This is a genomic window from Furfurilactobacillus cerevisiae (assembly GCF_048961765.1).
Taxonomy (GTDB): domain Bacteria; phylum Bacillota; class Bacilli; order Lactobacillales; family Lactobacillaceae; genus Furfurilactobacillus; species Furfurilactobacillus milii_A.
The window spans coordinates 386,985-408,126 of the sequence record NZ_CP185253.1 but is presented as its reverse complement, the minus strand read 5'-3'; the positions used below and the strand labels follow the sequence as shown (position 1 = coordinate 408,126).

Genomic DNA, 21,142 nt, shown 5'->3' with positions numbered 1-21,142 from the left:
CCATTTTAAAGGAAGCTGATCTTTTTTGTCCGAACAGCGTTCGGATTAATTTTACAATCTACTATTTAAACTCCTCATTTTCTCCAAGAAAAAGTCTATTTTCTACTTTGTCTTGGCTACCATGATGCCAGGCTTTAAAGTAAAGTTTATCGGCCTCAAAACCTTTTTTATGTAATACCACATCTAAATCGTAAAAGATTTCGAACGCAAATTTTCCCCCGTTTTCTGTACCACAATCAAATCCTGCTATATCATTATTACCACGGTGTCAAGGGCAGTTTAAAAATGTAGGTTTTCGGCAGAAAGAAATGTAGGTTTTCGGCAGTTACTTGAGGCCACGTAATCGGTAAGATTTACCAGTGATCTTCACTACGTGAACATGATGAACCAAGCGATCGAGAATGGCTGCTGTCACAGTTGGGTTCTGGAAAATATCAACCCAAGCGGATAGATCACTATTGCTGGTAATGATCGTTGAATGCTTTTCATAGCGGGCATTGACTAGCTGAAATAAGAGGTTAGCTTCTTGGTGACCAATTGGCAAATACCCAATTTCATCAATAATTAATAGGTCATAGCGCGAATAGCGGCTTAGAGATCGATCAAGCAGTCCTTTTTCGTAAGCTGCTCTCAATCTAATCAACAGCTCATGACAATTAATAAAGAGAACCCGACAGCCCTGTTTACAGGCCTCAATCCCAATACTAATTGCCAAGTGGGTTTTACCGACTCCCGGATTGCCAATAAAGATTAAGTTTTCAGACTTTTCCATAAAAGCCAGATTCTGGAATTCCAGAACCTCTTGGCGATTCATACTGGGTTGAAAGCTAAAATCAAATGTATCTAGGGATTTTGTATTGGGGAACCGAGCACGGCCAATGGCCCGTGCAATCTGACCTTCGTGTCGATTCTGGAGTTCCGAATTAGTTAAATCAATTAGCGCCTCAGTTAATGACAGATTATCAGTGTGAATTTGATCAAGGTAATTCGGCAAGTATTCACGGATTTTGTTTAACCCTAAGCGCTCAAGATTATTTAAAAGAATTTGATTATTAGTGGTCATGGTAGCCTCCTATAAGTTGTCGTAATCAGTCATATGTTCACGAATGTAAGCTGAAATGTCTTCATCTGTCCGCCCTTTAAGCAAATCAGATTTGAGGATATTGAACTGATCTTGGGGGTCATAATTCAGCGAATTGGTAGTTATGGAGTGCGTACGAATTTCTTCTCCGTTATAATAAATGTGAATGCGCTGCTCATCATTGGAGATTTCAACAGCAACCGTACAACCAATGTATCGCGGATCTACTGAGTACTTACATTTGCGGAAATTGATCATGGCCTCCTTCGAAACGACACGGGTAATGTTTTCTTCGAAGTATGGTTCAAGGAGATTAACTGGAACGCGATGAAGGTACTCTTTTTCTTCGTCTAACCATTTCAGGTACGGGACTTCGTCCGTGGCCTGCGAAGTTTCATGATTTAGATCATCTCGGAGCATATGAACTAGTTCGATTAGCTCAGTTCCATCAGCAAATTCAGTATTGTATGGCCGTAAACGTTCAACCGTGCGAGCAAGGGCTTCAACTGCACCTTTAGTTTGTGGTCTGAATGGTCGACAAGCAATTGGTGTGAAACCGGCATCTTTACAGAATTCGTGGAACCGTTCGTTAAAGACAGCGTGGCCAAACTGGGATTTTGTATGATCCACAACGGTTTTCATATTATCAAACCAGATTTCCGTCGGAATACCTCCGGTATGAAGGAAAGCGTCGTGTAAGCAAGAAAAGAGGGTATCTTGGCTCCGATCAAAGGTTAGTGTCATATATTTGAGTTTTGAATAAGGCAATACATACAAGAAAATATTGAATTTAAACAGCTCACCCTCGCTGCTCACTAGGGCCATTTCTTCTTTCCAGTCAACTTGAGCAGAGAGACCAGGGGAATGTTCAATCCGAATGGTAGCTTTCTTAACTCGTTCTCGGCGGGTTTGGCGACAATAATCTTTCACGAGGGTATAGCTGCCGGTAAAGCCCTTCTTCTGGATAAATTTAAAAATTGAAGCAGCCGAACAATTTAGTTCAAGCTTTGAATCGATGGTTTGCTTGAATGGATCCAGTAAACTTGGCCGTTTCGGTCGACCACTTGGTCGGCCCTTAAGTCCAGCTTTGACTTCCTCATAGGCTTTCTTAACGGTTCGATAATCAACATTATATTGCCGGGCAATCTCGGCGAAGTTAGGCTTAATATTTTCAGTCACGTAAATCGTCACTCCTTCTCTTAAATCACGTCTCACATCAAATTCCTCCTACACTCTGATGTGATTCATGATACAAAAAATGTAGGAAAACCAACAGTTCTAACCTGCCGTTTTCCTACATTTTACGGGTGCCTTTTACACACGGTATATTTTATGGATGAATGGTTGCTTGGCATTTGCATTACTAGGATATTTTGTACCCCAGTTGTTACCACATAACTTAGGATATTTAAGTTTAACTTCTGTAACTAAAGGTTGAAAGTTAAGTTGTACAGTAAAGGCCCGGGAAACCGGGCCTTTACTGTACAAAAATAGACATGAATTACTCCACATCGTATTATTAAGTCGTCGAAAACCAATATACGAGGAGAATTCATGTCCATGTCTAATATACAACATTCAACCACCCAAATTCACTACTCTTTTCATCATTTTTCTAAATTGGTACAGTTAGGCGCTATCCTCCGGTGCGCCAATTTCAAGAAGAAACGGGGAATTAGAGTTAGCTTACTTGTGGAATGGCTGTTAACAACGGTCTTTTCTCGCTATTCGTTGTTTCGGGCTGATGACCCATCTGGCTTCTCAAAGCGGACGGTCCGCAATTATCTTAATGATGCTCAAATCAATTGGCAACGTTTTGTTGTACTCATTGCGATTAAGCTGATTCAACGCTTCACTGATTCACGACGACGCCAAGCCTTGATTGTTGATGATTCTCTATTTAAACGTGAATTCTCAAAGAAAACTGAATTATTGTCTCGAGTTTTTGACCACGATAATCAGTGTTACTTCAAGGGTTTTCGCACTCTAACCGTCGGTTGGAGTGACGCAAATACGTTTTTACCAGTCAACTTTGCTTTGATGTCCTCTCGTAATCAGCTTAACCAATTAGGCCGGTTCAAGCACCTAGACGGCCGGTCTTTAGCGGCCAAACGCCGATTACAAGCCCAACGTAAGATGAGCGGTGTTGCCTTGGAGTTACTCGACGCAGCTTTTAACGCTGGGATTAAGGCCAAGTATGTCCTATTTGACAGTTGGTACGCTTCACCACGAATGTTCTTTGAACTCTTGAAGCGTGGACGTTTTGGTATTGGTATGTTGAAGCGAACTAAAAAGGTTTATTTCCGCTATCGCGGACGTCAAATGGATGTAAAGACCCTTTATAGGGTCCTTTGTAGCGGTAAACGACCAATTCGTGATGATTATTTCTATAGTCCGATTGTTAAATTTGAAGTAGACGGGCAAGAAATGCCCGTCAAATTAGTCTACGTTTCTAATCGTGGTGCTTCGAATCAATATCTGGTTTTGGCGACTACGAAAATAGGACTACGACCCAAAGAAATCATTCAAATGTATGGTCGTCGCTGGCAAATCGAAGGCTATTTCAAAGTGGCTAAACAGTACCTGCAGTTTGATCAGACCCAAATCCAAAGCTATGACGGTCTTTGTGGCCATATGGCATTAGTTATGATGAGTTATGATATTCTGGCGCTAGCCCAACGCCAGAATATTGACGAACGCACCCTCGGTGATCTGTTTTTTGAATATGGTCGAGCGCTTCCCGATATCCCAGTCGCTGAAGCATTGAATTGGTTAATGAGAACTCTTAGTGGTCTAGGTAGAAAGATGGGCATGTCTTCAGAAGTCCTGGACACCATTTTTGAAGAATTCACAAAAGCACTGCCTAGTAGTCTCGCGAGACTACTAGGCAGTGCTGGATAAAGCTGGAAAAGTATTATTTTGAACCTCAGGCCTTTCGTGATAAGGGTTGAGGGCTATTTTCGTACTTTCAACCTTTAGTCAACAATTATTAAGTGGTCTAGTGGTCCACAAACAAGATTTAGTTAAACGATTTAATGTCAACGCACGTGTTATTCAAAGAGACTTTAGTCAAATTCGTCAATTCATTGATGATCAACAGCTTTTCTACCAGATGCAATACAAGCGAGGTCTCAACGGTTATGTTTTAGAAACAGACCAAGATAGCATTTCAAAACAATCTATTTTAGTCATTATCAAAACATTATTGGCTAGCCGATCTTTGACGAGTAAAGAAATGAAAACGACAGTGAACGGCTTATTGAATCTTGTAACGCCTGAAGAACAGCATGAAATTCGACCGATTATTCAAAATGAAAGTTTTTACTATCTTCCAGTCCATCATGATCAACCACTTCTACGAACAATTTGGCAATTTAGTCAGTTTATTATTAAAAAACAAGCAATCCAAATAACTTATCAACGTCAACGTGGTGAATATAAAACATACATTATCTTGCCAGAATCCGTCATTTTTTCCGAATACTATTTTTATATAATCGCATTTAATCCTCAGGGAAAAGGTAATCGCTTCTTTCGAGCTGATCGAATAAAGGATTACCATCAGGTTAACAAGAAAATAACTCAAAACTATGCTGACAGATTCGAAGATGGCAAATTGCGCCAACAGATTCAATATATGCAACCGGGTCAGACAATCACCCTTCTCTTTGAGTTTTCTGGCATTGTTGAAGCTGCTTTAGATCGTTTTCCAAATTCCGTTGTAAAAAAAAGAGATTCAGTTCGTCATTGCGTTCTGATTGAAGCAAAAACATACGATACCGGCGCTAAGATGTGGTTACTCAGTCAAGGCAATTTGGTAAACGTTTTAAAACCGACAAAATTACGCGATGAAATAAGGGCTGAACTTCACGCTATTCTTCAGAAATATGACGACTAATGAACGTATTTTATGTCAAAGTTCAAAATAAGAAAAAAATTCAATTCATCTTTTTAATTACTTTTCGGCTTTCATCCTTGCCACATCACAATTAGTATTTCTATAATTAAATTTAATCTGCTAGAAAGAAGTCTTTCACATGTCCCTTACCCTAACAATTGCTGCTCAATCCGATCTTCCCACTATTGTTAGCATCTATAACCAAAGCATCCCCAGCCATGCTGTCACTGCCGATTTAGTGCGTGTGACCATTGATGATCGTCAGTCATGGTTCGAAGCGCACCAACCAGACAGTTATCCCATTTGGATGGTTAAAAATGACGATAACATCATTGGCTGGGTCAGCCTGTCACCTTTCTATGGGCGCGGTGGATACGCTCATACGACCGAGATTTCGATTTACTTAGATCAACAAACGACCGGTCACGGCTATGGTAGTCAGGTGATGTCGTTACTAGCACGACAGATTACCATCTTTCATTTCACCAGCGTAGTGGCTTACATTTTCGACTCTAACGCAGCCAGCCTGCATCTGTTCCATAAATTTGGCTACGAAGAGTGGGGACATTTGCCAAAAATCGCTAATATGGCAGGAACTCCTCGCGACCTGATTATTTTAGGCCGTCACTATTAATGCATAATAAAAAAGCGTTTGAGCGTAATGGCTTCTAAATGAAGTCATCAGTTCAAACGCTTTTTTACACTATCCAAAATCATTTCAGAGCCTCTTCAATGGCAGTCAGCTCGTCATCGCTAAAGTCTAAGTGTTTTAAGGCACCCAAGTTGTCTCTAAGTTGTTCCGGGCGACTAGCCCCAATCAGCACGCTTGTGACTTGTTGATGATGCAATAACCAGGCAATTGCCATATCGGCCAACGATTGATTACGCTGTTGGGCGATCTCATTCAACCGTTTGACCGTACTCAGTGTTTGCTCGACCTGATCCTCATGCAAAAACGGACTCGTGGACCGATGTGCACGTGAATCTTCAGGAATGCCGTTCAAATAACGATCCGTCAGCAGTCCCTGTGCTAACGAGCTAAATGTAACTAGTCCCGTTTGGTCGGTCGTCAACTTGTCTAGCAAACCATCTTCAATGTGGCGGTCAAACAGATTGTAGCGATCTTGATGGACAATGTATGGTGTGTGTAAATCGTCAAAGACCGCCTCAATGGCAGCTGTCTGCTCCGGATTGTACTTCGAAATCCCAATGTATAAGGCTTTCCCCTCCCGCACCAGCTTATCTAAGGCATATGCCGTTTCTTCAACCGGTGTGTCAGGATCTGGGCGATGTGAATAAAAGATGTCCACGTAATCCAAGTGCATACGTTGAAGGCTCTGATCGGCACTTGCTAAAATATTCTTCATCGAACCACCGTCGCCATACGGGCCATCCCACATACGATGGCCAGCCTTACTGGCAATAACCAGTTCATCACGATAGGGTTTTAAGTCTTCATCCATCAAGTGACCAAAGTTTGTTTCCGCACTGCCTGCTACTGGACCATAATTATTCGCCAAATCGAAATAGGTTATGCCTGCATCAAACGCCGTTCGAACGATCTGCTTTTGGGTCTCATACTCGTCCACACTACCAAAATTGTGCCAAAATCCGAGACCAAGAACGGATAATTTCAAGCCACTCTTACCTGCTCGCCGATACATCATTTGTTCATACCGAGGTTCGTTTGCTAAATACATACTGTGCCTCCACTTAAAATTGCGACCAACGCCGATTTGGCGCGGTTATCTTGTTGTTAATTATAGGCTTTTACCTATTTTTATTGCAAACGTTTTCAGGAAAACCCAACTCACTATAAAAGAGCATCAACCACTGTGATATCAGTGAATTGATGCTCTTTCATTTAACCTGCGGCTTAAAGCAGATTTGTTGCCAATCTTATATATAATCACGTACGCTCGACCCAATAAATATATAAAACAATCAACGTAATTCAATTTGAAACTTTTCGGGCCCGTCCAACGTTTGCACATTTACTGTCATACCGTTCTTTAACGGGCGATCAACCCAAAAACTCGGGTGCAAATGATAATTAAAATCGAAACTGTATCGGGTTTGACCAGCGCCCTCAGTTTCTGCCTCAACTTCACCACGACTGCCATCGGACAATTCAACGCTTTGCTGCTTCACATTTGGTGCCACATAAATCGTTGTCATGGACTCCACCTCCAATGACATTATAGCAGGAAAAATATTTTAGGTTAAGTTAAAACAATTATTTTGCATGCCAAATCACGATAGAAAAAGCGCTCAAATTGCATTTCTTAGGAAAAAGCGTACAATTAGTTATAATCTTATTTATCACTTGATAAATAAAGCTAAATTTACGGAAAAAAAGGAGAAATCATCATGTATTTAGGGCTAAAAGAAATGCGCTATGAAAAGCTACGCTACAGTCTGTTAACTGGTGTGATGGTTCTGATTGCGCTCGTTGTCTTCATTCTGGCCGGATTGGCTGGTGGTCTCTCTCAAGGCAACCGTTTGGCAGTCGATCAATGGCAGGCCAAATACGTTTATTTGAACAAAGACGCTAACAAAAACATTATGGCATCACAGCTAACCACCGACGCAACTAGTGACGTTAAGGGAAAGCAGGTCGCAAACATTGCGCTTGATAGTACCGTCGTTCGCAAAGTTGGTAGTAATAACAAAATTGACATTTCCGCACTGGGAACTGCCAACAACAGCTTTATTATGCCTAAGGTTACTAGCGGCCATAAAGTCCAACGTGATAATCAAATCATCATTTCACAGAACCTGAAGGACCAAGGGATTAAGATTGGTGACAAGGTCCGTTTGGGATCGAACGACACAAAATTAACCGTTGTCGGCAGTTACGGTAAGAGCACATACAGTATTGCCCCAACCATGTATATGAATTTGGCAACATTGGCCAAAATCAAGGCTGCTGGCACGCCTGTCACAAAGCCGCTCGGCATCAACGCAATTATCACCAAAGACAGCCAGTTATCTGGGAACAAACACAATTTGCAACGGCTCCCTATCAATGATTTCATTCAAAATCTGCCTGGTTACAGTGCTGAACAGACAACTTTAAACACGATGATCTACTTCTTGTTCGCCATGTCACTGGCCATTATCGGAATCTTTATGTACGTTCTAACCTTACAAAAGCAGTCGCTGTTCGGCGTGCTGAAAGTTGAAGGAATTGGTACACGTCACATTCTGGCTAGTGTTGTGACACAGGCTGCCGTTATGAGCGTGGTCAGTGTTGCCGTCGGCTTATTGATCACAATTGGTATCGGCGCCATCGCACCAACGGGCATGCCGTTTGCACTAAACTACCCACAACTCGGCATTTATGCCGTCTCGTTAATCCTCGCTTCTATTCTAGGATCCCTACTATCCTGGCGCACGATTGCCAAAATTAACCCAGTCACGGCAATTAAATAGAGTGGTACCGAAGCCCGGGAGAAGTCGAGCAATAACAAGACGTAAAGGAGAAAAACATGGCAAACGTAATGGAACTTGTTAACGTATCAAAACGTTTCGGAAGCGGCCATACCGCGGTCAACGCACTTAGTGATGTAAATTTCGAAATCCAACAGGGTCAATTTGTTTCAATCATCGGACCATCAGGATCTGGTAAAAGTACCTTTTTGACCATTGCGGCCGGTCTACAAACACCGACAAGTGGTAAAGTTTTGCTAAATGGCACAGACCTAGCCACCCAAACAGAAAAGCAGCGGCTACAATACAGATTTGATCATGTCGGCTTTATTCTGCAAAGTTCAAACTTGATTCCCTATCTGACTGTCTCTGAACAATTTAAGCTCATTGACCGTTTGGCCCACCAAAAATTTCAAGAAAAGGAAATGCGTCAATTGCTGGATAGACTAGACTTGAAGAACCTAGATGACGCCTATCCAAACGCACTGTCCGGTGGTGAGCGCCAGCGTGTCGCAATCGCTAAGGCACTATATCACGAACCTGACATTATCTTAGCTGACGAACCAACGGCCAGTTTGGACTCGACCCGTTCGTTTGATGTCGTTGATCGATTGGTCAGCGAGGCTCATGACTTAAATAAAGCGATTATCATGGTAACTCATGATGAACGGCTAATTACTAAAAGCGATGTCGTGTATCAAATCGATGATGGTAAAATGCAAAAGCTTGAGAACAAAGAAGCTGTCGAATCACAGAATTAACAAACTAAAAATCGCATGTTGTAGAAGTTTAACGGCTTCTGCAACATGCGATTTTTCACTTTGCAACGTTTGTTTTAAGCACACGTGCCGGATTGCCACCAATGATGACGTCATCGCCAAAGGATTTTGTCACAACACTGCCAGCACCGACGATGACATTGTCGCCAAGTGTTACCCCTGGACAAATAATTGCGCCGCCACCAATCCACACATCGTCACCGATTGTGACTGGCTTACCAATACCTTCTGCCCCGTTACGGCGTAGTCTTGGATCGGTAGGATGATTAACCGAATAGATTTGTACTTTGGGGCCCAACAAAGCATGTTTGCCAATGCGAATGGGTGCCACATCCAACATTACGCAATCATAATTGGCAAAGAAATCGTCGCCAACATAAATGTTATATAGTAGATTGTAAAATTAATCCGAACGCTGTTCGGACAAAAAAGATCAGCTTCCTTTAAAATGGTGTTTACAACAAACCCATCTTTTAGGAGCTGATCTTTTGTCTAGTATAACCTATTCCGAACGAATTAAAATCGAAACCTTTTGTGAACTAGGGCTGTCCAATATCCAAATGGGCGTTCGGCTGAACCGATCACCGTCAACAATTTCTTATGAATTATCTCGATGTCAACCTTATCAGGCTGAATTAGCACAAACAGATGCCGAATACAAGCGATCACGATGTGGTCGGAAAACTAAGCTGAGCGATGAGTTAAAGCAAACAATTCTCAACCATTTACATCTAAGCTGGTCACCAGGAATGATTGCTCACGAATTTAAACTAGCGACTAAATCTATTTATAATTGGCTAAATCAGGGGAGAATTGGTTTCTCCTTGAATGATCTACCTGAACATGGCGTACGCCAACGGCGTAACGTTGACCAACGATCCAAATATAATCAATCTTTGGGGCGATCGATTGAACAGCGTCCCATGATGATTAATCAACGTAATCGCATCGGTGATTTTGAACTAGATACCGTCGTTGGCCCTCGTGGGCATAGTAAGGCAGTTTTATTAACTTTAATCGATCGCAAATCACGGTTCCTTTGGGCATATCGGTTAAAGGACCGAACGACAGCGAGTGTTAATGAAGCACTGACTAAGTTCCTAACAACTTTTAATGGACCGGTGCACAGTTTTACTGTGGACCGTGGTACTGAGTTTAGTGGGCTAGTATCATTTGAATCACAATATGGTATTAAGACCTATTACTGTCATGCTTATACGCCAGCTGAACGTGGTAGTAATGAACGCTTTAATCGGAATTTACGTTATTTTTATCCTAAGGGGACTCGTTTTGAGCACATTAGTGCTCAAGATTTAACGACGACGTTACTCCAAATTAACCAGAGACCGCTTAAAATACTTGACTGGAAAACACCGTATCAGGTTATGCTGACCAATTTGTCCAAAAATTCGGATTAAATTTGCAATCTACCATATCCATAATCACAACGGAAAGTCGCATGGACGCTACAGTCTTGCCCTGTCTCGCCAAACAACTTTTTAATAATCGCCGTACTGCGTTCAGGATCTCGTTCTCCTAGTGCATTAAATTCCTCAATTTGTTTACGTGCTTCTTCACGTTCAGCGACAAGTTCATCGTCGTAAACGTCAAAGATATCGCCTGCTAACATTCTTTGTTTATTTGTTTTTATCATGTGTTCACCTCGTTATTTTGCTTCACTACTACATAGCAAAAACGTGTTCTCAACCCCTAAGCCTTCCGACTGGCACGATACAGGAAAACCACCCGTATCAATCTACATAGCCGAAACGTGTCACTGTCGCCCAGAAACCTGCGCATAACCTAAAACTGCTGCCATACAGGAAAAGTCACCTGCACGTGCTCGCTACCTTCATAGCCGAAACGTGTTCTCAGCCCTAAACCCTGTGCATAACCCAAAACTGGCACGATACAGGAAAACCACCCGTATCGTGCCAGTTTCATGTTATTGCTCGGGTTTAAGCCCGGGGTTGTTCACACTCTACTCTTAATCAATAACCACCGACTTCAAACCAAACATGGTAACAAGGTCGTTGATTTGTTCTTCGTCCAAAGCAAAGGTGAAGACAGTGTGGTGACCACCACCATTTTCGATCCACTTTGTGGCACCGGCCTTCAAGCCAACCTTTGGTGTCCACAATTGCTTAGCAACTGGCAGATTTGGCGTTTCAGCTTCTGGCTTATTTGCGTTAACTGGGTAGCTGATGAACTTGTATCCATCACGGAAATCAGCCAACGTAACGTCAATCGCGTCACCTTCAGAACCAGTGAAGACCAAACGTGCTGGATCAGCTTTACCACCAATGTCCAATGGGTGAACTTCAACACGTGGCTTGTCACTAGCAATTGATGGGTCAACTTCCAACATGTGCGAACCAAGAATGGCTTCGTGACCTTTCCGTAAGTCCAACGTGTAGTCTTCCATGAAGGCTGTCTTTTGGTTGTGTGACATGATCTTCATCAAACGTCCAAGGGCAGCTGTCTTCCAGTCACCTTCAGCACCGAAGCCATAGCCGTCACGCATCAACAATTGAGCAGCCAAACCAGGTAATTGTTCCATGCCCCACAAATCTTCAAAGTTTGTCGTAAATGCAGAGTAACCGCCACGGTCCAAGAAACTCTTAATACCAAGGTATTGAGCTAATTGAACGCGAACTGAATGCTTATATGTTTCAGGATCATTGTCACCTTGAACCAAGGTGTAATCAGTTGCCAGTTTTTCGTATTCTTTGTCCACATCGGCTTCACTAACCTTGCTGATTTCTTGAACCAAGTCACCAATACCGTAGTAGTCAACGGTCCAGCCAAGGTCAATTTGTGCTTGAACCTTGTCACCTTCAGTAACCGCAACATTACGCATTGTGTCTCCGAAACGGCAAACCTTTAACTTGAAACTCTCGTTGTAGGCAACGGCAACATCTTCCCACTTAGCGATTTCAGTTTGTGTTTCTTCATCACCCCAGTAACCGTAAACGATCTTGTTGTGAACGCCCAAACGTGCGTTGATGTAACCATATTCACGGTCACCATGAGCACTTTGGTTCAAGTTCATGTAATCGAAATCAATGGTGTCGTAAGGAATCTTGTTTAAGTATTGCGTTGCTAAGTGAAGCAATGGTTTCTGTAACAATTTAGTCCCACGAATCCAGTTTTTGGCCGGTGAGAAAGTATGCATCCATGTGATAACACCGGCAACATTGTCGTTGTAGTTAACTTCCTTCATAAATTTCGTGATTCCATCGGCTGTCGTCATAACATCTTTAAAAACAACTTTGTAGGGCAACTTACCGCTTGCGTTCAGCTTGTCGACGATGTCTTCAGCATCCTTAGCAACCTGCTTTAATTGATCTTCACCGTATAAGAACTGACTACCCGTAACAAACCAAAATTCGTAATCTGGAACTGCTAACATAATGAATTCTCCTTTGTGTTTAATGTTTTTGTTTTTACTACTACGTAGCGATAACGCGCTCCTAATCCCTGAATTCTGAGCATAAGCTCAAATTCACTCGGGATTAATCACGCTCACTCCCTCATCGCATGCGACTTGGACTTCGCATTATTTTGACCGTAGTATGCATTGCTACCGTGCTTACGGTAATAATGTTTGTCCAACAAGTACTGGGGCAATTCGGTATCGCTGCGAGTCAACTGCAACGTGTGATAATCCTCTTCAGCGATGACTTCCAAAACTTTAGAGTTATAAACAGCCTTAGCCGGAGTAGCACCCCAAGCAAACGGACCGTGTTGGCTAACTAAAGCAGCAGGAACGGCTTCGTAATCTAAACCGCGTTCCTTGAAGGTCTTCACGATTGTCTTACCCGTATTGCCTTCGTAGTCTTCTTCGATTTCTTCCTTAGTTAGCGCATCAGCAGCGGGCACATCCCCAAAGAACGTATCTGCAGCCGTGGTGTTCAACGCAGGCACATCCATCTTGGCAGCCGCAAACGATACGGCCCATGGTGAATGTGTGTGTACAATCCCACCAATGTTTGGAAAGGCGTTATATAACACCGTGTGAGTAGGTGTATCACTTGAAGGGTTCATATCCCCTTCGACAACTTCACCTTTTAAATTCACAACAACCATGTCAGAAGGCTTCATTTCGTCATATTCAACACCTGACGGCTTAATAACGAATAGCCCTTTTTCACGATCAATTCCTGAAACATTGCCCCATGTAAAGGTAACAAGCCCCAGTTTTGGTAATTGCATATTTGCTTCATAAACTTCTTGTTTTAACGCTTCCAGCATTAACAGTCAGCCTCACTTTCGTTCTGGAATATCATCAATGGCAGCACCCTCAACGGGGAGACCAGCTTGGTAATTTTCAATAAATTGTTGATAACCCTTAACACCATCCGGTTCCGGACTCAACGTCATGCTTTCCGGATTGGCAAAGACTTTACGATCCAGGAAGTCTTCAAGGGAATCTTCGTTCTCGCCAGGTAATGCATAAATGGCTAACACTGCCATCCCCCATGGACCGCCTTCGCCAGCGGTGCTCATCACCGTGATTGGCGTATTCAATGCATTAGCAAGAATTTGTTGGCCAATCACCGGTGTCTTGAACAAACCACCTTGAGCAATCATGACGTCTGTTTTGATGTTTTCTTCATTTGTCAGGATGTCCATCCCAATTTTGAGTGGTGCAAACGCAGCGTAGAGCTGTGTTGCCATGAAGTTCGCTAATGTGAAATTGCTCTTTGGCGTCCGTACAAACAGTGGGCGACCCGCTGACATCTTGGTGATATTCTCACCCGATAAGTAGCTGTAGTTCACTAGCCCACCAACATCTGGATCTGAATGGGTCGCTTGCAGGAACAACGTTTCATATAACCGATCAGGTTTAAGATCCACACCCAACTTGGCCGCAAACTCACTAAACAAGTTGGCCCAGGCGTTGATGTCAGATGAACAGTTATTGATATGAACCATTGCGACTGGTGCGCCCGTTGGTGTCATGACCATATCAATGTCCCGATGGACTGCCTTTAGAGGTTGATCCAAAACGACCATTGAAAAGGCTGACGTACCAACGGAAATGTTCCCAGTCCGTTTGCGAACACTATTGGTGCCAACCATCCCGGTACCAGCGTCTCCTTCAGGTGGAGCCATTACGCTACCCGCCTGAAGATTGCCACTAGCATCGAGCAGTTTAGCGCCGTCATCCGTCAACGTTCCAGCTTGATGACCGGCTGGTAAAACGGCCGGCAGAATGTCTTTTGTGTTCCAAGAGTAACGTTTAACAGCGTCCTGAGTATTGAACGCTTCCAACATTGTCTCGGAATACGTACCCGTTTTTTCGTCAATCGGGAACACCCCAGATGCATCGCCAACACCCAACACACGTTTGCCAGATAATTGCCAGTGGACATAACCAGCTAATGTTGTGATGAAGTCAATATCCTTAACGTGAGGTTCATCATTCAAAATTGCTTGATATAAATGAGCAATACTCCAACGTTGTGGAATGTTAAATGAGAATAACGCCGTCAATTCATCAGCTGCCTGACCGGTAATGTTGTTACGCCAGGTTCTAAAGGGAACCAATTGCTTACCGGCCTGATCGAATGCCAGATAGCCATGCATCATGGCACTGACACCAATCGACCCAATTTTAGTCAACGGACTGTGATACTTGCTTTGAACTTCTGCCACCATCTGGGTATAGCTGGCCTGAATACCAGTCCAAACCTGTTCCAGTGGATACGTCCATATACCATCAACGAATTGGTTTTCCCAAACGTAACTGCCAGATGCAATTGTCTGAAAGTCGTGAGTTACCAGAACCGCCTTGATTCGTGTTGAACCAAGCTCGATACCTAGTGAAACATCACCGTTCTTAACCGCTTGGGAGGTTTCAACTAAGTTCATGTGAACATCCTCCAAATACAAATTCAAAAGTAAAATAAAACGTTTTCATTTTTGTCAACGACCATAGTGTAATTTATTTATTCGAATAAATCAACATTATTTTTATTTATACGTATTAATGCAGAAAACTAAATAATGTACCCGTAGTTACTTATAGGTAACCACAATCACACAATTACACTTTCTTATCGATTAGATAGTAACTGATAAAAACTGTCAAAGGCTTTTAAATCAGCTATTTAGTCTCACATAATTAATCATAAAATTTGTTCCAGTTATACTACAATCACATAAATTCGTCGTTTTTCTATTGATTTATTCGAACAAATGATATAGATTATTTCCTGAAAGCGTTTTCTGTTTTTGTCGACAAATTTTCATTCTTTACCTAGTACGTTTGTATTTGCTATTTTTTTACTTCGCGTCTGAATCGACGATTAGTTCAACTGCTTGATGTCCTTCTTCAGTTGGCGTTTCAACGGTTCACATCTATTTATAGAAATGAGGGTTCGTCTTGAAAAAAGTGTCGAATGGCTTCATCTATACGTTTGGTTCGTTAGGTGGCCTTCTGTTTGGTTATGATATTGCATCTGTATCCGGTGCCATCTTATTTATTCAAAAGCAATTGCGGTTAGGTTCATGGCAACAAGGGATGGTTGTTTCCGCCGTTTTAATCGGTGCCATCATTGGTGCTTTGGCAACCAGTAAATTTCTGGACACGTACGGTCGTCGAATTATGTTGCTGTGGGCAGCCGGAATCTTCTTTGTCGGTGCCTTAGGTTCAGGACTGGCTCCTGAATTTTATGTTTTACTTGTCACTCGAATTGTCCTAGGTATTGGGGTCGGAATTGTCTCTGCGCTGGTTCCAGCTTATCTGCAGGAACTGGCTCCTAAAAAGCGTCGTGGGGCAATTACAACCTTATGGCAATTGATGGTTATGATTGGGATTCTGTTAGCCTACGTTTTAAACTACTCATTCTCAGAATTATTTACTGGTTGGCGTTGGATGCTCGGTTTTGCTGCTCTACCTGCTGCCATGCTGTTCTTTGGGGCATTGTACTTACCAGAAAGTCCTCGTTTCTTAGTCAAAGTTGGTAAACTCGATGAAGCCAAAGCTGTTTTGGAAAACACCAACAACGGTGACGAAAAAGCTGTTGAAATTGCGTTGGATGATATTCAAACACAAGCCGCTCAAAAAACTGGTGGTTGGAACGAACTCTTTGGTAAAACTGTTCGGCCCGCACTTATTACTGGTTTAGGGGTTGCTGTTTTCCAACAAATCATCGGTAGTAACACGGTTATCTTCTATGCGCCAACCATTTTTACAAAGGTTGGTTGGGGTGTTGAAGCCGCCCTACTAGCTCATATTGGAATTGGTGTCATTAACGTTATCGTGACCGTTGTTGCCTTACTATTAATGGACCACATTGATCGTAAGAAGATGCTGATTTTTGGTGCTAGTGGCATGGGTCTATCACTCTTAATCATGAGTATCATTTTGAAGTTTGATAACGGTTCAACCGTTGCCGCAATCGTTAGCGCAATTGCTTTGACCGTTTATGTCGCCTTTTACGCTGCAACGTGGGCACCTGTTACCTGGGTCTTTATCAGTGAAGTTTTCCCGCTAAACATTCGTGGTTTAGGAACATCACTATGTGCCGCAACCAACTGGGCTGCTAATATGTTAGTTTCACTGACATTCCCAACAATGTTAAGTGCTATGGGACTGGCAAACTCGTTCCTCTTCTATGCTGCAATTTGTGCCATTTGTATTTGGTTCACGCACACCAAATTCATGGAAACACGTGGCAAATCACTCGAAGATATCGAAGCAGATTTACGTTCACGCACAGCCGATGAAAAGACTGTTTCAAACGTTGAAAGCAAATAATGTTTATCCGTTAATCAAGCACTAACGGACATACTAAAAGGGCCGCCTTGAGGAGATTAACTTCCCAAGACAGCCCTTTTAATTCACGCCTATTCAGTTTTAGTGTCGACAGTATCATTAGCCGGTTTAACAGCCGAGTTTCGTTTGACTAAGTCTGGTTCGTAATTGATATCCTGAACATCGTCACGATTTAACAACTTAATCAACATATGCCCTGCGTCTTCACCCATTCGTTCCTTCTCATGGTTCAACGTGGTCAACGAGGGACTCATATATTGCGACATCTGATAATCATCAAAACCGACAACTGAGACGTCCTCAGGCACTCGATAGTTATTTGAACGCAGATAGTCCATAACTTGAATCGCTAAACGGTCGTTATAACACGCAATTGCCGTTGGCCGTGCATCCTGTTCCAGGTATATCCGAATTCGACCCATGACTCGTTCAAAGTCATCCCCTGATTGATACATGATGAGGTTACTCTGGTAGGAAAATTCAGGGTGCCGTTGGTATGCCTGAACAAAACCGTTCATTCGGTTAACGCCCTGAATGTCATCGACTTGAAAAACGCCTAAAACACTTTGATGTCCCATGCGAAAAAGATATTCCATCATGCGTTCTTCAGCAGCTTTATCATCTGTTGTGACGCTCGGAAAATCTAGGCCAGGATATTTAGCGTTAATAAATAATGTTGGAATCTGATCATCCTTAATTTCCTGGTATAAGTCCATGTTAGGATTACGCAATGCACTTTGTGTTGGCTCAATGATTAGGCCAGCAACTTTGGTATCCAACATATTGATTAAGCTCTTACGTTCTTTTTCATGGTTATTGTGTGTGTTGCTAATCAGTAAAGAATAGCCAGCATCTGAAATAATCCGGTCAATCCCCGAAATAATATCTGGAAAGATGTAATCCGCGATGTGCGTTGTAATGACACCAATCATTTTACTGTCATTATCATTCGACCAGTCTTTGTGCCAGTCTTGGACAAACATTCCGCCGCCTTGAATCCGATAAATGAAATGGCTACCCTCTAAATCCCCCACAGCTCTTCTAACTGTATAACGAGAAACATCATACATCGCCATCAACTCAGTCTCAGTTGGCAGTTTATCATTAACCTTATACTTTCCTGTTAGAATTGCCTCTTTCAAACCGTCTTTAACTTTTTGATACTTGTTTTCCATATTTCCACCTAATTTGATATGTAATGATGCTCACTTTTAAGAAACGTCACCATTACTAATAAATTGAAACGAATCATTCACTCATCCTAGTGTAGTGTAAAAGTTCCGATATCACAATAAATTTACAAATTTATATGTAACCGTTTTCTCTTTGCCCGTCTACTGTCTTATAAAATGTGGTAACGTAATTATATATTTATTTCAATTCATTAAAGGCTAACACTTGATTCGTTCGAATATATATTCGAATTATACTTAACAAAGGAGTTTTCCGTATGTCACAATCTATTCACGCAACAGTTCGACCGTTTGATACCTTTAATGGTCAACAAATCTATCGTTTTAGTCTTGTCAACGCTCATGGTGTCACTGTATCTGCCTTAAGCCTTGGCGCGACTCTTTATGAAATATTATTGCCCAGTGGCGACAACCTCGTCTTAAATTATCACCATAGTACTGATTATTTAGCCAATCCATTTTACGTTTGCATGGGCATCGGGCGCACAGGCGGGCGCATTGGCAATGGTGAATTTCCGATGAACGGAAAAACGATTCACGTCCCAGTCAATGAAGGAACAACAACCCTACATGGCGGGCCGCATGGATTCAACTCACAGATCTGGGATGGTGAAATCTCCACCAAAAATGGGGAGCCAGAAATCATCTTCCGTCACTTACAGAAATCGTCAGAAGATGGTTTCCCTGGTGATCTAAATGCCGAAATTCACTACCAGCTCAGTGATGATGATGTCGTGCGAATCAGCTTTGTTGGACGATCAAACGCCGACACAGTCTTCAATCCAACACTCCATACCTACTTTAATCTTGGGAACAACGAAACCATCAAACAGCATACATTACAAATTAACAGTACAGAACATTTAGCCTTTGGTAGATTGCAAATTTAATCCGAATTTTTGGACAAATTGGTCAGCATAACCTGATACGGTGTTTTCCAGTCAAGTATTTTAAGCGGTCTCTGGTTAATTTGGAGTAACGTCGTCGTTAAATCTTGAGCACTAATGTGCTCAAAACGAGTCCCCTTAGGATAAAAATAACGTAAATTCCGATTAAAGCGTTCATTACTACCACGTTCAGCTGGCGTATAAGCATGACAGTAATAGGTCTTAATACCATATTGTGATTCAAATGATACTAGCCCACTAAACTCAGTACCACGGTCCACAGTAAAACTGTGCACCGGTCCATTAAAAGTTGTTAGGAACTTAGTCAGTGCTTCATTAACACTCGCTGTCGTTCGGTCCTTTAACCGATATGCCCAAAGGAACCGTGATTTGCGATCGATTAAAGTTAATAAAACTGCCTTACTATGCCCACGAGGGCCAACGACGGTATCTAGTTCAAAATCACCGATGCGATTACGTTGATTAATCATCATGGGACGCTGTTCAATCGATCGCCCCAAAGATTGATTATATTTGGATCGTTGGTCAACGTTACGCCGTTGGCGTACGCCATGTTCAGGTAGATCATTCAAGGAGAAACCAATTCTCCCCTGATTTAGCCAATTATAAATAGATTTAGTCGCTAGTTTAAATTCGTGAGCAATCATTCCTGGTGACCAGCTTAGATGTAAATGGTTGAGAATTGTTTGCTTTAACTCATCGCTCAGCTTAGTTTTCCGACCACATCGTGATCGCTTGTATTCGGCATCTGTTTGTGCTAATTCAGCCTGATAAGGTTGACATCGAGATAATTCATAAGAAATTGTTGACGGTGATCGGTTCAGCCGAACGCCCATTTGGATATTGGACAGCCCTAGTTCACAAAAGGTTTCGATTTTAATTCGTTCGGAATAGGTTATACTAGACAAAAGATCAGCTCCTAAAAGATGGGTTTGTTGTAAACACCATTTTAAAGGAAGCTGATCTTTTTTGTCCGAACAGCGTTCGGATTAATTTTACAATCTACTTGGCAGATTGTAAAATTTAAGTTGAACATTTAAGTGGACAGAAAAACCCATCAAGGTCTTTAATGGTGTTACCACACAATCCATTAGAAAGAAGGACCTTGATGAGCACCACTATTGTATCATTCCAGAACCGTGTTGTCATTGAAACGCTTCATAATGAAGGACGTTCCTTGCGATACATCGCTAACTACTTAGACTTTAGTCAGACCACCATCTTTAACGAACTTCACCGACTAAATGGTGAGTACCAGGCTGAGCTAGCGCAAACTGACTTTGAACGAAAGGTTAGTCAACGGGGGCGAAAGTCTTCGCTTACTAAAAACCTTAAACACTTGATCGAGGAAAAGATTCAAGTCCAGAAGTGGTCCCCTGAACAAGTTGCCCATGTGGTGGGGATTGCCTACAAGACGGTCTATAACTGGATTGATCAAGGCTGGCTTGATGTACAGTTGCCCGATTTGCCTGATCATGGAATTCGTCGTCATCGTGCTAAAGAAAAGCGTGGTACGTTCAGTCACGGCCGCTCAATTGAGAAGCGTCCTCATAAAATCGAAACTCGCCAGGAATTCGGCCACTTTGAAGCTGATACCGTACTTTCTGGTAAACGTAAAGGTCAAGCTGTGGCTACTTTTGTGGAGCGTAAAAGTCGCCTGACAATTGTTAAAAGGCTCCATGGTCGCGACAGTCAGTCCATGACTCAAACCGTACTTGAACTAGCTCGTCAACTTCAAGACAAGCTCAAGACGCTTACTGTGGATCATGGTAAAGAGTTCGCTAACTATCAGACAATTGAACGGCGAACTGGTACACAGGTTTATTTTGCCCATGCCTATTCACCGCATGAAAGAGGCAGTAATGAGAACCGTAACCGAGTTTTGCGGCGCTTTATTCCCAAAGGCCAAGCCATTGAAGAACTAAGTGATCACCAATTGGTTCAAATTAATTGGTATTTGAATTCACGGCCACTTAAATGTCTTAATTGGCATACACCAATCGAGATCTTCTTGCTTAATTTACGTCATTAAATTCGTTCAAGTTATTTCTTGCAATCTGCCATA

Annotated in this window: 19 protein-coding genes and 1 pseudogene; 9 read left to right on the top strand and 11 right to left on the bottom strand. The window is 42.3% G+C overall.

What is annotated here, in order from left to right:
- Positions 1–325 precede the first annotated feature (325 nt).
- Positions 326–1,063 carry an IS21-like element helper ATPase IstB gene (istB, locus tag ABUE36_RS01790; RefSeq protein ID WP_014386885.1) on the bottom strand — a complete coding sequence of 246 codons (738 nt, stop codon included), beginning with the start codon at positions 1,061–1,063 and terminating at the stop codon, positions 326–328.
- Positions 1,064–1,072: 9 nt separating this feature from the next.
- Positions 1,073–2,296 carry an IS21 family transposase gene (gene istA, locus ABUE36_RS01785; protein WP_003555353.1) on the bottom strand — a complete coding sequence of 408 codons (1,224 nt, stop codon included), beginning with the start codon at positions 2,294–2,296 and terminating at the stop codon, positions 1,073–1,075.
- Positions 2,297–2,641: 345 nt separating this feature from the next.
- On the opposite strand from istA, the gene ABUE36_RS01780 reads away from it, so the two are divergent.
- The 3 genes from ABUE36_RS01780 (at position 2,642) to ABUE36_RS01770 (ending at position 5,613) form a co-directional block, all read left to right on the top strand.
- Positions 2,642–3,982, top strand: a complete 1,341-nt coding sequence (locus tag ABUE36_RS01780) for an IS4 family transposase (RefSeq protein ID WP_421017451.1) — start codon at positions 2,642–2,644, stop codon at positions 3,980–3,982.
- 100 nt (positions 3,983–4,082) lie between these two features.
- Positions 4,083–4,979 carry a helix-turn-helix transcriptional regulator gene (locus ABUE36_RS01775; RefSeq protein ID WP_421017051.1) on the top strand — a complete coding sequence of 299 codons (897 nt, stop codon included), beginning with the start codon at positions 4,083–4,085 and terminating at the stop codon, positions 4,977–4,979.
- Positions 4,980–5,118: 139 nt separating this feature from the next.
- A complete protein-coding gene (locus ABUE36_RS01770) occupies positions 5,119–5,613 on the top strand; it encodes a GNAT family N-acetyltransferase (RefSeq protein WP_161002360.1) in 495 nt (164 codons plus the stop codon).
- Positions 5,614–5,692: 79 nt separating this feature from the next.
- Here ABUE36_RS01770 and ABUE36_RS01765 read toward each other — a convergent pair whose 3' ends face one another.
- Positions 5,693–6,679, bottom strand: a complete 987-nt coding sequence (locus tag ABUE36_RS01765; protein WP_161002361.1) for an aldo/keto reductase — start codon at positions 6,677–6,679, stop codon at positions 5,693–5,695.
- Between the two features lie 244 nt (positions 6,680–6,923).
- Positions 6,924–7,157: a hypothetical protein gene (locus ABUE36_RS01760; RefSeq protein WP_017263007.1), complete on the bottom strand. Its 234-nt coding sequence runs from the start codon at positions 7,155–7,157 to the stop codon at positions 6,924–6,926.
- Positions 7,158–7,349: 192 nt separating this feature from the next.
- Between ABUE36_RS01760 and ABUE36_RS01755 the strand changes: the two genes are divergently transcribed.
- Entirely contained in the window at positions 7,350–8,414 is a 1,065-nt protein-coding gene (locus ABUE36_RS01755; protein WP_161002362.1) for an ABC transporter permease, read from the top strand.
- 56 nt (positions 8,415–8,470) lie between these two features.
- On the top strand, positions 8,471–9,172 hold the full coding sequence (locus tag ABUE36_RS01750; RefSeq protein WP_161002363.1) for an ABC transporter ATP-binding protein: 702 nt from the start codon (positions 8,471–8,473) through the stop codon (positions 9,170–9,172).
- A 55-nt stretch (positions 9,173–9,227) separates the two neighbouring features.
- Here the strand turns inward: ABUE36_RS01750 and ABUE36_RS01745 are convergent.
- Positions 9,228–9,578: pseudogene (locus tag ABUE36_RS01745) on the bottom strand (sugar O-acetyltransferase); the annotation flags it as partial.
- A gap of 100 nt (positions 9,579–9,678) precedes the next feature.
- On the opposite strand from ABUE36_RS01745, the gene ABUE36_RS01740 reads away from it, so the two are divergent.
- Positions 9,679–10,608 carry an IS30-like element ISLpl1 family transposase gene (locus ABUE36_RS01740; RefSeq protein WP_096109805.1) on the top strand — a complete coding sequence of 310 codons (930 nt, stop codon included), beginning with the start codon at positions 9,679–9,681 and terminating at the stop codon, positions 10,606–10,608.
- Here the strand turns inward: ABUE36_RS01740 and ABUE36_RS01735 are convergent.
- The 4 genes from ABUE36_RS01735 to ABUE36_RS01720 form a co-directional block, all read right to left on the bottom strand.
- Positions 10,605–10,844 (bottom strand): maltose acetyltransferase domain-containing protein, encoded by a 240-nt coding sequence (locus tag ABUE36_RS01735; protein WP_421017050.1) that lies wholly within the window; start codon positions 10,842–10,844, stop codon positions 10,605–10,607. The two genes, ABUE36_RS01740 and ABUE36_RS01735, sit on opposite strands and share 4 nt — an antisense overlap.
- A 333-nt stretch (positions 10,845–11,177) precedes the next feature.
- Positions 11,178–12,602: an L-arabinose isomerase gene (araA, locus tag ABUE36_RS01730; RefSeq protein WP_178941848.1), complete on the bottom strand. Its 1,425-nt coding sequence runs from the start codon at positions 12,600–12,602 to the stop codon at positions 11,178–11,180.
- A 113-nt stretch (positions 12,603–12,715) separates the two neighbouring features.
- Entirely contained in the window at positions 12,716–13,444 is a 729-nt protein-coding gene (locus ABUE36_RS01725) for an L-ribulose-5-phosphate 4-epimerase (protein WP_161002366.1), read from the bottom strand.
- A 12-nt stretch (positions 13,445–13,456) separates the two neighbouring features.
- Positions 13,457–15,067, bottom strand: a complete 1,611-nt coding sequence (locus ABUE36_RS01720; RefSeq protein ID WP_161002367.1) for a xylulokinase — start codon at positions 15,065–15,067, stop codon at positions 13,457–13,459.
- Between the two features lie 514 nt (positions 15,068–15,581).
- Between ABUE36_RS01720 and ABUE36_RS01715 the strand changes: the two genes are divergently transcribed.
- Positions 15,582–16,958, top strand: a complete 1,377-nt coding sequence (locus tag ABUE36_RS01715) for a sugar porter family MFS transporter (RefSeq protein WP_161002368.1) — start codon at positions 15,582–15,584, stop codon at positions 16,956–16,958.
- Positions 16,959–17,047: 89 nt separating this feature from the next.
- Here ABUE36_RS01715 and ABUE36_RS01710 read toward each other — a convergent pair whose 3' ends face one another.
- Positions 17,048–18,151 carry a GntR family transcriptional regulator gene (locus ABUE36_RS01710; RefSeq protein ID WP_161002369.1) on the bottom strand — a complete coding sequence of 368 codons (1,104 nt, stop codon included), beginning with the start codon at positions 18,149–18,151 and terminating at the stop codon, positions 17,048–17,050.
- Positions 18,152–18,426: 275 nt separating this feature from the next.
- Here ABUE36_RS01710 and ABUE36_RS01705 point away from each other — a divergent pair, with 275 nt between their 5' ends.
- Positions 18,427–19,059: a hypothetical protein gene (locus ABUE36_RS01705; RefSeq protein ID WP_421017049.1), complete on the top strand. Its 633-nt coding sequence runs from the start codon at positions 18,427–18,429 to the stop codon at positions 19,057–19,059.
- On the opposite strand, the gene ABUE36_RS01700 is transcribed toward ABUE36_RS01705, so the two are convergent.
- A complete protein-coding gene (locus ABUE36_RS01700; protein ID WP_096109805.1) occupies positions 19,056–19,985 on the bottom strand; it encodes an IS30-like element ISLpl1 family transposase in 930 nt (309 codons plus the stop codon). The two genes, ABUE36_RS01705 and ABUE36_RS01700, sit on opposite strands and share 4 nt — an antisense overlap.
- 200 nt (positions 19,986–20,185) lie before the next feature.
- On the opposite strand from ABUE36_RS01700, the gene ABUE36_RS01695 reads away from it, so the two are divergent.
- Positions 20,186–21,109, top strand: a complete 924-nt coding sequence (locus tag ABUE36_RS01695) for an IS30 family transposase (protein ID WP_054712567.1) — start codon at positions 20,186–20,188, stop codon at positions 21,107–21,109.
- The last annotated feature ends 33 nt before the right edge of the window (positions 21,110–21,142 follow it).